We start from the raw sequence: 13,140 nt of genomic DNA on the forward strand, positions 1-13,140 counted from the left end.
TCTTATCTCTTTCAATTTTTTATTACATATACCTTTTTACTCGGCAACTCCAAACAATTTAGCTGACCACCATACACAGCTCCGCCATCAATTCCAATAATACGATTACTACCAAAATACACTCCGCACTCCTCACTACCATGAAGTGTTTTTGTTTCCGTATGCCCAAATACAACAACCTTTTCACCGCTATATCCATTATGAAATTCATTACGGATCCACATTAACGTATATGGTTCAGATTCAGAAACTCGTTTCATCGGTTCAACCCCAGCATGTACAAATATATACTCTTCTGTTTCAATGTAATGATCTAATTCTTGAATAAACTTTATATGTTCCTCTAATACACGAGATTGTAACATCGGTTTTTGGAAGTCTTTCTCATTAACCGCAATATCCTCTTCTACAAATCCATAGCTATATAATGTCTTATCTCCACCATTTCTTTTTACCCAATGGTTCCATGAACGTTCCTCATTTGTCGTTAACGCCTTAATCATCATATCTTCATGATTTCCTTTTAAAATGAGTGCTCCCTCTTCTTTTAATTCTCTTACCTTTTCAATTACAGCACGCGCATTTGGACCACGATCCACATAATCTCCCAGTAAGATTAATTGATCCTGTTTCGCATCGTATTGAGCTTCTTCCAATAACTGTTCGAACTTTTCTATCTCTCCATGAATATCACTAATAACAAGAATTCTTTTCATATTATCCCCCCTCTTTCTAATTATAGTTCAAAACAACGGAAAATTCCGAATCTTAATCTTGAATCAAATTTATCCCGCATTAACGGGCAGTAAGCCCCCCCCCACTGATTACAGTTTCACTTTATTACAAACTAAACTATTATCCTTACAACAATGTAAGTCTCTTGTCATCCAATTCGATAGTTGTAATTACTATATTTCCTTATACTGAGAGTAAGAAATGAAACAAAAACAAGGAGAGATGAGAGATGAAAAAAGTAATGGAAGTTATAGTAGCGGTAGTAGAGGTTTTCGTAAATGGTAAACAAGTCGCAATGGAGTTAAATAAATAATGAAAAGGACAACATTCACTCTAGACCCTTTACTCATATAAAAGAGATAAGACTTCATCATTTCTTTGATCCCTTATCTCCCTATAGAGAAAGCCGTATCCCTTTTAAGGATACGGCTTTCTCTTATTTTTGACTCGTACGAGCTGAAATGCTAATTGCTCTATCTGTTGCTTTGGCAGCTTCATCTAACGCTTCTTTACTATTCTTCCCGTCATACATTGCTTCTAATGCTTTTACAACTGCATCTCTTGATTCTGGGAATACACTAATTAAAGCACCTTGTGTTGCCGGAGTTTGCTTCGTCGCTTGCAGTTGATCTACTGTTACTTTCAACTGCGGATATTTTTCATATTGCTCTTTTACTAATGGCTCATTATATGCATCTGGATTAATTGAGAAATAACCTGTTGCAGTATGCCATTTTGCTTGTACGTCTGGCTTCGTTAAATATTTCATAAAGTCCCAAGCACCTTGTTGCGTTTCTTCTGAAACCATATTCGTCATCCATAATGATGCTCCACCAATAACAACACCATTTTGTTTCGAATCCTCTGGATACGGAATATATGAAACACCTACATTAAACTTAGATGCATCAATTAAATCACGAACACCTGCTGAAGAATCTAAATACATAGCAACTTGTCCAGACTGGAACGCAGCACGAATATCATCCCAACTTGCTCCATACTTTCCAAGGGCGCCAGCTTTATTTAAATCATCTAACATTCCAAATACTTTCTGTCCTTCTTTACCGTTAAATACCGCCTTCTTTGCAGCATCCTTACGACCGTTTTCGTTATCTACATATAAAGCACCTTGTGTCGCTAACAATTCTTCAAAGAACCAGCCGTAGTTAAGCATGGAGAATCCATATTGTTTTACATTTCCGCCTTCTTTAATCGTTAACTTTTTCGCTGCTTCTTGTAATTCCGCATATGTTTTTGGAGCTTTCTCTGGATCTAAGCCCGCCTTTGCAAAAGCATCTTTATTATAAATTAATACTGGTGTAGATGAATTAAATGGCATAGAATACATTTTTCCATCAACTGAATAATAATTTGTAATTGCTTTTTCTAATTTTGACGTATCGTACTTATCTTTTTTTATCCAGCTATCAATTGGTGTGATTTTTTTGCTATCAATCATATATTTCGTTGTAATTTCACTCGATTGAACAAGAGCTGGCGCTTCTTTCGTTGCAGACATTGTTCTAAATTTCGTTAAAGACTCTTCATATGTCCCTTGGAACTCTGCCTTTATCTCGTATTTATTTTGCGACTTATTATAGTCTGCAACAAGACCATCTAGTACTCCTTGTGTTTTTCCACCCATCGCATGCCAGAAGCGAATTACAGTTTTATCACCATTTTTTTCAACTGGTGCTACTTTTGCCTGTGCTTCAGGTTTTCCCTCTGTTTTACTATTTGAACAAGCGGCACTAGATAATGCCATTGTTGCTGCCATTAATAAAGCAGCACCTTTTTTAACTAGACTCATTTAAAGCTCACCTTCTCTTAGTTATTTAATTGCACCTTTTGTTAATCCTTGTTGTAATTGCTTTTGCCCTAAAAATAGTAAAATCAATGTTGGAATAACGATAACCGTAACACCGGCCATTACGCTTCCCCAATCAGTTGCAACTTCTTGTGACTGAAGCTGTTTCACACCAATTTGCACTGTTCTTACTTTTTCATCAGTGGTCACTAAAAGTGGCCATAAATACATATTCCATGTTGTTAAAAAGCTATATACTCCAAGCGTAATAAAACTCGTTTTACAATACGGAATTACAACGCTGAATAAAAACCTTACATTTCCAATCCCTTCAATAAAAGCAGCTTCTTTCAATTCATTCGGAAGTGTCATAAAATGTTGACGTAATAAGAAAATACCAAAAGCTGTTGCAAAAAACGGCACTGTCATCCCAGCGAAACTATTGATCCAGCCAAAGTTTTGAATCGTTAAAAAGTTAGGTACCATCGTTGCTTCCCACGGAATAAGCATCGTTGAAATAAACAGGAAGAAAATTAAGTTTCTCCCTTTAAATTGAAGAAAAACAAAAGCATACGCCGCTAAGCTTGATACGATAAGTTGTCCAATCATAACGACTGTCGATACAATTAAACTGTTATATAAGTATGTAAAAAGTGGTACTTTTTGAAAAATATTAATGAAATTATCAAAAGTAAATTGAGTTGGAAATAACCTTCTCATTTGAATATCGTCTGGTGTCATAAAGCTTATTAAAAACGCATACAATACAGGAAAAAACACCATTACTGCACTAATTATGAGCAGCATGTATAATAGGAAGTTTTGCTTCCACTGTTTAACAATCATTTATAATGCACCTTTCTCTCAGCAAACTTAAATTGAAGTAATGTAGCAATGAAAATGAAAACAAATAATACCATCGCTTGTGCACTTGCTGTTCCAAATTGATGATTGACAAACGCCTCTTTGTAAATCGAGTACACAATTAAATTCGTTGCATCATTCGGTCCACCATGCGTTAAAATATCAATTTGTCCAAAGCTTTGGAACGCACTAATTAACGTTACTGTTACAATAAAGAATAAAGTTGGCGATAGCATCGGTAATGTAACACGGCGAAGCTTATATAAATAACTAGCACCATCTATAGATGCACTCTCATATAAAGACGTATCGATATTTTGTAAACCACCTAATATAACTAAAAATGCAAACCCTGTATTCACCCAAACTGTTGTAACTGATACAGAGAATAGTGCCCAGTCCGGACTCGTTAACCATGCGATTGCAGGAAGATTCATAGCGGCTAATATATTATTAAATAATCCTACACTTGGATGAAATAAAAATAGCCAAATCACTGCACTAGCAGCTACTGAAATTCCCATCGTCGAAGAAAACAGAACTCGGAATAACCCAATACCTCTTATCTTTCCATTTGCAATCAATGCAAGAAACAAAGCAAATATAATACTCGTAGGCACTGTATATAAAACAAATAGTAAAGTTGATTTTATACTTTTGTAGAAGGCTTGATCAGAGAATAAATATTGATAATTTTCTAAGCCAACGAAAAGATTAGCTTCTCCATGTATATCGGTTAAATAAAAACTATAGTAAATCGTCCTAAACAATGGATAGAACAGAAAAATCGAAAATAGCAAAATAGATGGCGCCAAAAACAATAATCCTATTCTTAAATCTTTCGTTCTCCCCCATAATTTTTTCTTTTTTGACACCTTTGTTTGAACTGGTAACTTACTTACTTCGATCATTATTTCGCCACCACTTTCAACTCTTCTTCAGCTACCACTTTTAAGCGTTCATTCGTGTTTTCGTTAAAGAAGCATAACTTTTCTTGCGAGAATAATAATTTTACTTTGTCACCTTTGTTCAAGAGTAACTGTCCGATGACTTTCGCACTCCAAGTTGTTCCATTTACCGCAAAGTTTAATATAGATTCATTCCCTAATACTTCTACAGATTGCAGCGTCACTTCTTGTCCTTCCTCAGACAGTGCAATATGCTCAGGACGCATGCCTATACGAATTATTCCTTCTGGTAATTGCTTTAACTGTCCAATAGATAATGGAATTTGCAATTTCCCTATATGTAATACACCTTTTTCTTCATCCACTTCTCCATCATTTATATTCATAGAAGGAGAACCTATAAAGCTTGCAACAAATTCGTTTGCTGGTTCGTTATATATGTCAAGTGGTGTTCCAACTTGCTGTATACTTCCTTTATTTAAAACCATGATACGATCTCCCATAGTCATCGCTTCTATTTGATCGTGGGTAACGTAAATCATCGTAATTCCTAATCGTTGCTGAATTTCTCTAATTTCAATTCTCATTTGCGCACGTAATTTCGCATCTAAATTCGAAAGTGGTTCATCCATTAAACAGATTGGTGCTTGACTCACGATCGCCCTAGCAAGCGCAACACGCTGTCTTTGTCCGCCTGATAATTGACCTGGTTTCATTTTCACATACTCTTTCAGTCCTACCATTTCAATCGCTTCCATTAATCGCTTTTGTCGCTCTTCTTTTTGTACTTTTCTTACCTTAAGTCCAAATAAAATATTTTCTTCTACAGATAAGTGTGGGTATAATGCATAATTTTGAAATACCATGGATAGATTACGGTCTTTCGGCTCTAGATCATTTGCAACACGTTCATTAATAATTAAATCTCCCGAAGAAATCTCTTCTAAGCCAGCGATCATTCGTAATAATGTGCTTTTCCCGCATCCCGAAGGTCCAACTAAAACAAAAAATTCGCCCTTCTTAATATGAACCGATACGCCTTTAACCGCTGTCTCTTCTGCATTTTTATATAACTTTGAAACATTTTTCAATTCAATCACAAAGTTGCACTCCTTTTTTCTTCATGTATCCATACTTCATAATGACTTGTTGAAATCGCACTTGCTCCTGCACGAATTGCAATTTCCGCATCTTCTCGCGTTTGAATCAACCCGCCTGCAATAATAGGAAACTCTATTTCCTCTACTAGCTGTTTAATTATAGAAGGCATAATCCCCGGCATAATCTCTACTGCATTTGGTTTAGTCGTTTTACAATTTTCAATTGATTTAGTAAGAGATAAAGTATCTACAATAAAAATACGTTGAATTGTTTTCAATCCAATTTTATTAGCATTTCGAATTGTCGAACCCTTTGTTGAAATAATACCTTGTGCCCCGATAACATCTTGAATATACAAAAGCGCTTCCTCTGTATTCGTATTTAAACCTTGTATAAAATCACAATGAAGAAATACATCATGTCCATGTTTCTGCAATTCATATACACGCTCTGGTAATTCCAGCATTGAACCAGTCATAAGAAAAACTGTTTTCGGCAATTTTTTGTATGCTTTGTATCCTTTCCAATCCTTTATCATCGCGATATAAGGTTCTTTAAACATTCATTCCACCTAACTGTTCTATTTTTATCCAAACTAAAAACACCTACTTACATAGAACGCCTTTCTCCTTATTTGAACTCTAGGGAATAGAGCACACCTAAGAAAGTGGCACATTATATGTAAGTGGGTGTTCTCAAATGTTCTCTACCCTAGTTATTTTGTTACCTTTACTATATTACGCATTTATTAAGTCAGTTTTGATAGATTGTTAATTAGTTGTTAACCGAATGTTAATATTCACCATATCACTATTTACATTAATCTATATATTAGAATACAAGCAAATAGAACGAAACAATACTTAAAATTCAATCAATATGTAAATTCATTCCATAGTTAATAAGTTTTAGTTTGCTTGCCACTGCTTGCGAAGCAAAGTTATCCCAAGCAGTACTATAAAGTGGAATGCGCTTTTCCTCTTGTATTGATAAGGCCCAGGCTGTAACAACATCAGTACCATATCCATTCCCTTGAAATTCCGCTAAAGTTTCCACACTTGCCTCAGCAGCTACGGGCGTACTTCTGGCACTGCAACAAACAGAAACTACCTTTTCATTTTTTACAATTGCAAAATAAGGTTTCCTCCATTCCATCTGTTCTATTAGATTAGGAAAATTTTCTCGCAAAAGCTCTCTATTCTTCTCAGTTATTTGTATTGTTCTAGTCGGCTTATGTAAATTACTATGAAACATGAAAGCAGGACCCATCCAAATATTTTCCACTGTTCTTTCTTCATTTAATATATTAATAATCTTTGCTATCTCTATATGCTTTGAAGGTTCTCGAATTAACTTCTCAATCTTACTTACCGTTTCATCATCCACATTACAATGATATCTCGTTATACTCCCTTCACGAGTTCTGCCAAGAAAAAAACGTGGTGCTTTCGGATTTCCTTGTTCATTTACATATTTCATTTTTCCTACTTGATCATGAACAAATAAAACCTCTGCCTGAATTACTATTAAATCAAGTTTTGAGAGCCTCATTTTTATCCTCCTTATTTACTCCATATACCATCCATTCATAATCTATTTTTCATGTTCAAAATAAAAATCCCATTCAAATACACATTACTGAATCCATCATACTAACTGATTTCTTCATTCTGTCTATCTAAATGGGATTATTTTTCGTTTTTTACTCTACTGGTTGTTGTGGCTGTACTACTTCATTCGCTCCAGCTACCCTCAACATATTTACAATATCTTTAAAACCTCTTTTTTCAGCGTATTGCAGTGGCGTCAGATGTTCCTTGTTAGCCATGTTTACATCTGCACCGTGATCAATAAGCAATTGAATTACTTTCTTATGGTTTTCACTACCATTTCCTAATACAATTGCTTCTAATAGCGCTGTTCCACCACGTTCATTTTTATAATTCACATCAATATCTGTATGCTCTAATAATTCTTTAACAACCTCTACATGGCCACGTTCAGATGCAGAAATAAGTGCTGTCCCACCTGACCTAGTCGTTTCTTTCGTATTAACTCCTGCATTAATTAATACTTTTACAATATCCGTATATCCTTCTCTACTTGCATAAAGAAGTGGATTACTTTTTTTCTCATCTTTAATTTCAATATTAGCACCTGCACCAATTAATGCTTTAACTGTCTCTACATGGTTTTGGTACGTCGCTGCAAGGACAGGCGTTTCTCCGTTGTCACCTTCTACGTTTATATTCGCTCCATCCTGAATCAACTTCATAGCTGTCTCTGTGTCTCCAAGAGTAGCTGAAAGTAACAACTGTTTGTCCATTAAATTTATACTTTTCTCTTCTTTAGATTCTTCCTGTTCTTTATGCTTCTCTTTTTTCTTTTCATTTTTCACATGAACCGGTTTCGATTCTGGTTCTTCTTGCTTATCGCAAGCCACTACCGTCATTAAAAGTCCTAATAAAATACATAATAAAATTTTTTGTTTTCTCACAACTACAGCTCCTATGAAAGATAATGTTTTCTTAACCATTCCTCCATCACATACAATAACTCTTCTTGAGTACATTTATCCATAAGCCCTTTAGATTCCTTCTTTAATCGGATTATCTTAAGCTTATACTATGTTTCTCAACCTATTGAAATGATACGCCTGATGGCCCCATCATTAACATTATGAAGCAATTAGTTTAGCACGTTTTTACCGCAATTGTATACATTTCTAAAAAGTACATAAATGATTGCTTTAGGTTACTATATTCCATTGTAACCGTTCTGCTAAAAATTTTACACCTTTTCTATATTTGCACCTGAGTAATAATAGAAAAAGACAACTATATAGTTGTCTTTTTCTATTATTAATGATGTCCACCATGATTTCCTGCTTTCGGTTTCCCCATCATCTCTTTATTCATTTCCCATTTATGCTCTGCTAGCTCTTTATACGAAAGAACTTTCCCCTTATAGTTAGATACAAAGCTCTCTGCATCTTTTTTATTTTTAAATGAAATTACATTATAAGCCATCGGTGTCGTTATTGTTTTATCATATACGTAAGTAGCGTCTTCTAACGAAATCCAATCTTTCGAATCATAATCTCGGACAAATTTCTCTTTCGTCTTTTCATCTGAGTTGATCTCCACCCATTTATACATACAACCGATATCATCAAACTTTAACGCTTTTCCATTTTCTAAAATAATTTCTGTTGCAAATTGATTATCTGTTACCCCAATTTGGCAAATATCACATTTATCATGTTTCTCATCAATGGCAACAGCTGCTGTTTCCTTTTTCCCACACCCGACTACTGTAAATACGAAACATAAACATATAACAAGTACGACATATTTTACTTTCATCAATATTCCTCCCTAGAAACCTTATACTCCACGAAAAGAATACCAAAAGGTTGTGTGAGATTTGTGAAAAAACAATGTGCTTTTTGTAATATAGGAAACAAAAAAAGATGTGTAGTTATTTCTACACATCTCTCATCACTCGCAGCCTGTAATTAACAAATCATCTTCTAACTTAACTAATAATGTATTCGCACTAATTTCCTGTCCAACTTCTACATTTACCAATCTTATATTTCCACTAATCCCGACTGCAATTTTTTTTAGCTCACCGTCATTTTTTCGGATCATCAGTAATTTTTCCCATTCATATACGTAAGAAGATTCATTAATAAAAATCTCCTCTACTTTACCTTCATAAGAGCTATAAATCTCTTCAATTCTCGTTTTCATATAACATCTACTCCCTATTTCACACTTCACTATTTTCATCTTATTCTACCATTCTTACGAGGAGCGGCTTACTTTTTAAAAATTCAAATTAACTACCGTGAACAAAATGAACAAAATAAAAATTATGCTTCTAATGATGTTATTTTTCAAATTATTTACCATTTGAATAGATGCTTTTATTATAAATAAAAAACCTTTTTCTGAATTTTTATTCTATTTTGAAAGCGCAATCATTCTTTTGAGGGGGAAATTACATGTTAGCACTACTTGGATTTGCGATGGTATTTGTCTTTATGTTTTTAATTATGACGAAACGTATGTCAGCACTAGTAGCCTTAATATTAATTCCGAGTGTTTTTGCAGTAATTGGCGGATTCTATGCCAATATGGGACCTATGATGTTAGAGGGGATTCAAAAATTAGCACCTACTGGTATTATGCTTATGTTTGCTATTTTATATTTTGGAATTATGATTGATAGCGGTTTATTCGATCCTGTCATTAGTAAGATTTTAAAATTTGTAAAAGGAGATCCTTTAAAAATCGTTGTCGGAACGGCTATATTGACTATTATCGTTTCTCTAGATGGTGATGGTACAACAACATACATGATTACAGTTTCCGCAATGTATCCACTATATAAGCGCCTTGGAATGAACCCCCTCATATTAGCTGGAGTTGTTATGTTAGGGGCGGGGGTAACAAATCTTACACCTTGGGGTGGACCCACAGCTCGTGTTATGAGCGCACTTGGACTTGAGGCTTCCGAATTATTTACACCTCTTATTCCAGGAATGATTGCTGGTGCAATTTGGGTTGTTTTCGTTGCCTACTATCTTGGAAAAAAAGAAAGAAAACGTTTAGGTATTATGGATGTACAGTATTTAAAACAAATGCAAACAATGGATGAGCAAGCTGCAACTGTCGAAGCTGCAGCGCATAAACGTCCTAAACTTCTATGGATTAACTTTTTATTAACCGCTACATTACTTGTCTGTCTCATACTAGAAGTTATGCCGTTACCTGTTTTATTTACAGTCGCTTTTGCTATTGCTGTTATGATTAACTATCCACACTTAGAGCAACAGAAAGAACGTATTGCTTCTCATGCAGGGAATGTATTAGCAGTTGTTTCTCTCGTATTTGCTGCCGGTATTTTCACTGGTATTTTATCTGGAACAAAAATGGTAGATGCAATGGCTAACAGTGTAGTAACTCTTATACCAGATGCACTTGGACCACAACTGCCAATTATTACAGCACTTCTCAGTATGCCATTCACATTTTTCATGTCTAATGATGCATTTTACTTCGGGGTATTACCTATTTTGACGAAAGCTGCTGCTACTTACGGAATTAGTGCAGCTGAAATGGGACGCGCTTCCTTACTTGGGCAACCCGTTCACTTATTAAGTCCTCTTGTCGCTTCCACTTATTTATTGGTCGGAATGGCCAAAGTTGATTTCGGTGAACATCAACGCTTCACTTTATTGTGGGCCGTTGGAACGACAATGGTTATGTTAATTACCGGAATTGTAATTGGGATTATTCCAATATAAGACGCAAAAAAACAGTAGAAGAAATAAAATCCTCTACTGTTTTTTATTATGAAGAAGCAAGAAAATAACGTCTCTCCGGTCTCCCAACACTTCCATATATTAGCTCTGCGTGGACTTTCTTCCCAAATATCAAATACTCTAAATAGCGCCTTGCCGTTGATCGGCTTACTCCAATCATTGAGCTTAACATTTCTGCTGTAATCCCTTCTTCATTAACTGTCAACATATGCTTTTTTACTTTCGCTAAAGTATAAGGATCTATCCCTTTCGGGGCATATTCTATTTGATCTCCCTTCACGCCTCTTTGAGACCATAAATATTCAATTTGTTCCGTAGATAATTGATTGTTCTTCTTTAACTGTATAATCTTTTTTTGATAGCCTTCTAGACTTGCTTTAAATCGATCAAACATTAGTGGCTTTACGATATAATCTGTTACTCCGCCCCGCAGGGCGTGCCTCACTACATCTGTTTCCGATGCCGCTGTAATCATAATGATATCTGTATCGTGCAAATGATTCCTAATATATGTGACAAGTTCCGTTCCTTGCATATCAGGTAAGTACACATCTAATAACACGAGCTGTGGCTTCACAAGCTCTAGCCATTCTTTCGCTTGTTCTCCAGTCGTTGCCGTTCCAATTACTTTAAATCCCTCAATTTTTTCAGTAAAACGACGATGAATGTCAGCAATCCGAATATCATCTTCTACAATTAATACTTCAATCTCCTCACCCATTACTATTCGCCTCTCTCTTTCGGTAGTGCAATAATAAATAACGCACCACCTAAATCCCCTTTTTCAATTGCAATACTTCCATTTAAATCTTCTACTAACTCTTTCACTTTTGCTAATCCATACCCTCGCTCTCCTCCTTCTTTCGTCGAAAAGCTTTTATAGAATATACTAGTAATTATTTCATCATGAATTCCTTGCCCTGAATCTTCCACTTCAATTAATATTTCTTCTCCAATATCAGTTACAAACATCCTTACTTTCTTATCATTCTCTTCATTTTTTTCAATTGCTTCAAATGCATTCGTAATTAAATTTCCTAAAATAGAAACGACATAATTACTCTCAATATGTGGACTTAATTTGTCTAAACCACTTTCTCTATCTAGCATAAAATCAATCTTCAACTCTCGTGCTCTATTATAAAATCCAATTAAAATTCCACCTAGCCATGGATTTTGAATCCGCTTCATAATAAATTGAACAAAATCTTGATATACCGCTGTTTCCTTATGAATAAGCTCTAAAGCATCTTCGTATGATTCTAATTGGATAAGACCTGAAAGCGTATACAATAAATTGTTATATTCGTGCGTTTGCGCTCGTAATGCCTCTGTATATTGCTTCGTCTGAGATAATTCTGCTGTTAACTGATCCATTTCAGATTTCAAACGTAAGCTCGATACAACGCCAGTTACTTTATTCTTTACTTTAATAGGTAGACGGTTCGCAATAACAGCCTGTCCTTTTATATTTAATTGACGATCAAACTGTTCTTCACCAGTTTGAAGTACATCTAGTATCGTTGAATTAGGAATTACATTTAAAATAAATTCCCCAATAATATTTTGTTGCTTATCTAGCGAAAGAATATCATAAGCTGCTTGATTGACTAAACTAATCATGCCATTTTTATCGATTACAATAATCCCTTCACGTACAGATTGAATCACTGTACTATGCTCTTCATATAAAGATGAAATTTCTTCTGGTTCCATCCCGAACATCATTCTTTTTATACTTGCCGCTAAATATATAGAGCCAATTATCCCAATTAAAAGACCTATTATTGTAATCCAAAATACCCGCTTTCCATACACTTCTACTGCTCCATGAATATCAGCCATTGAAAACCCAACAGACACCACACCAATAATTTCATTTTCCTGGTTACGGACTGGGACTTTCCCACGCAATGAAGGGCCTAATGATCCATTAGCTTTAGAAACATAAGATTTCCCTTCTAATAAAACGCCTTTATTATCTCCGCCAACCATTTTTTCTCCTATTTTATCTCGCTCAGGATGCGCATAACGAATCCCCTCTTGGTTTCCAACTACAATAAAGTCAGCCTCTGTATCAATTCGAATTTTTTCTGCGATTGGCTGAATAATAGAAGCTGGATTTTCTTTTTGAAAAGCTTCCTGAATTTCTGGTATCGCGGCAACTGTTTTCGCAACATGCAAAGCTCGTTTCCCAATTTGCTCTTCTACCGTTTCAGATAATATGTAATAAAATAAATAACTCGTTAGCATAAGTACAACTAAAATAAGTGTACTTATAGTTAATGTAATTCTCGGTTGGAGTTTTAATTTTTTAAATTTCAAAACCATTCCCCTAACATGATTAAAGATAGAATTTAAAGAATATACAGTCTCTTTAACTATACTTA

General features: G+C 34.9%; 13 protein-coding genes. 1 reads left to right on the forward strand and 12 read right to left on the reverse strand.

Annotated elements, in window-relative coordinates; all coding sequences use genetic code 11:
- Positions 1-11: 11 nt before the first annotated feature.
- The 10 genes from ACTJJY_RS13945 to ACTJJY_RS13990 form a co-directional block, all read right to left on the reverse strand.
- The gene (locus tag ACTJJY_RS13945; protein ID WP_327904921.1) at positions 12-716 is read right to left on the reverse strand and encodes a metallophosphoesterase family protein; all 705 of its coding nucleotides are present in this window, start codon (positions 714-716) and stop codon (positions 12-14) included.
- A gap of 455 nt (positions 717-1,171) precedes the next feature.
- Complete coding sequence (locus tag ACTJJY_RS13950) at positions 1,172-2,548, reverse strand: ABC transporter substrate-binding protein (RefSeq protein ID WP_000060580.1); 1,377 nt, start codon at positions 2,546-2,548, stop codon at positions 1,172-1,174.
- Between the two features lie 21 nt (positions 2,549-2,569).
- Positions 2,570-3,391 carry a carbohydrate ABC transporter permease gene (locus ACTJJY_RS13955; RefSeq protein WP_000635948.1) on the reverse strand — a complete coding sequence of 274 codons (822 nt, stop codon included), beginning with the start codon at positions 3,389-3,391 and terminating at the stop codon, positions 2,570-2,572.
- Entirely contained in the window at positions 3,388-4,320 is a 933-nt protein-coding gene (locus ACTJJY_RS13960) for a carbohydrate ABC transporter permease (protein ID WP_440605754.1), read from the reverse strand. Before ACTJJY_RS13960 ends, ACTJJY_RS13955 begins: the two co-directional genes overlap by 4 nt.
- A complete protein-coding gene (locus tag ACTJJY_RS13965; protein WP_440605755.1) occupies positions 4,320-5,417 on the reverse strand; it encodes an ABC transporter ATP-binding protein in 1,098 nt (365 codons plus the stop codon). The genes ACTJJY_RS13960 and ACTJJY_RS13965 overlap by 1 nt, the downstream gene beginning before the upstream one ends.
- Entirely contained in the window at positions 5,414-5,980 is a 567-nt protein-coding gene (locus ACTJJY_RS13970) for a glycerol-3-phosphate responsive antiterminator (RefSeq protein ID WP_000472002.1), read from the reverse strand. Before ACTJJY_RS13970 ends, ACTJJY_RS13965 begins: the two co-directional genes overlap by 4 nt.
- 308 nt (positions 5,981-6,288) lie before the next feature.
- Positions 6,289-6,969 carry a GNAT family N-acetyltransferase gene (locus ACTJJY_RS13975; RefSeq protein ID WP_440605756.1) on the reverse strand — a complete coding sequence of 227 codons (681 nt, stop codon included), beginning with the start codon at positions 6,967-6,969 and terminating at the stop codon, positions 6,289-6,291.
- A 151-nt stretch (positions 6,970-7,120) separates the two neighbouring features.
- Positions 7,121-7,990: an ankyrin repeat domain-containing protein gene (locus ACTJJY_RS13980; RefSeq protein WP_000287336.1), complete on the reverse strand. Its 870-nt coding sequence runs from the start codon at positions 7,988-7,990 to the stop codon at positions 7,121-7,123.
- A 289-nt stretch (positions 7,991-8,279) separates the two neighbouring features.
- A complete protein-coding gene (locus ACTJJY_RS13985) occupies positions 8,280-8,783 on the reverse strand; it encodes a nitrous oxide reductase accessory protein NosL (RefSeq protein WP_440605757.1) in 504 nt (167 codons plus the stop codon).
- 135 nt (positions 8,784-8,918) lie between these two features.
- Positions 8,919-9,173, reverse strand: coding sequence for a hypothetical protein (locus ACTJJY_RS13990; protein WP_265939108.1), 255 nt, complete (start codon positions 9,171-9,173; stop codon positions 8,919-8,921).
- A 254-nt stretch (positions 9,174-9,427) separates the two neighbouring features.
- On the opposite strand from ACTJJY_RS13990, the gene ACTJJY_RS13995 reads away from it, so the two are divergent.
- Positions 9,428-10,732 (forward strand): CitMHS family transporter, encoded by a 1,305-nt coding sequence (locus ACTJJY_RS13995; protein ID WP_440605758.1) that lies wholly within the window; start codon positions 9,428-9,430, stop codon positions 10,730-10,732.
- A 46-nt stretch (positions 10,733-10,778) separates the two neighbouring features.
- Here the strand turns inward: ACTJJY_RS13995 and ACTJJY_RS14000 are convergent, their stop codons facing one another.
- Positions 10,779-11,471, reverse strand: a complete 693-nt coding sequence (locus ACTJJY_RS14000) for a response regulator (protein WP_440605759.1) — start codon at positions 11,469-11,471, stop codon at positions 10,779-10,781.
- A gap of 2 nt (positions 11,472-11,473) precedes the next feature.
- Positions 11,474-13,081 (reverse strand): ATP-binding protein, encoded by a 1,608-nt coding sequence (locus ACTJJY_RS14005; protein WP_440605760.1) that lies wholly within the window; start codon positions 13,079-13,081, stop codon positions 11,474-11,476.
- Positions 13,082-13,140: the final 59 nt, after the last annotated feature.

Source organism: Bacillus sp. 22475 (assembly GCF_052044835.1).
Lineage (GTDB): Bacteria > Bacillota > Bacilli > Bacillales > Bacillaceae_G > Bacillus_A > Bacillus_A cereus.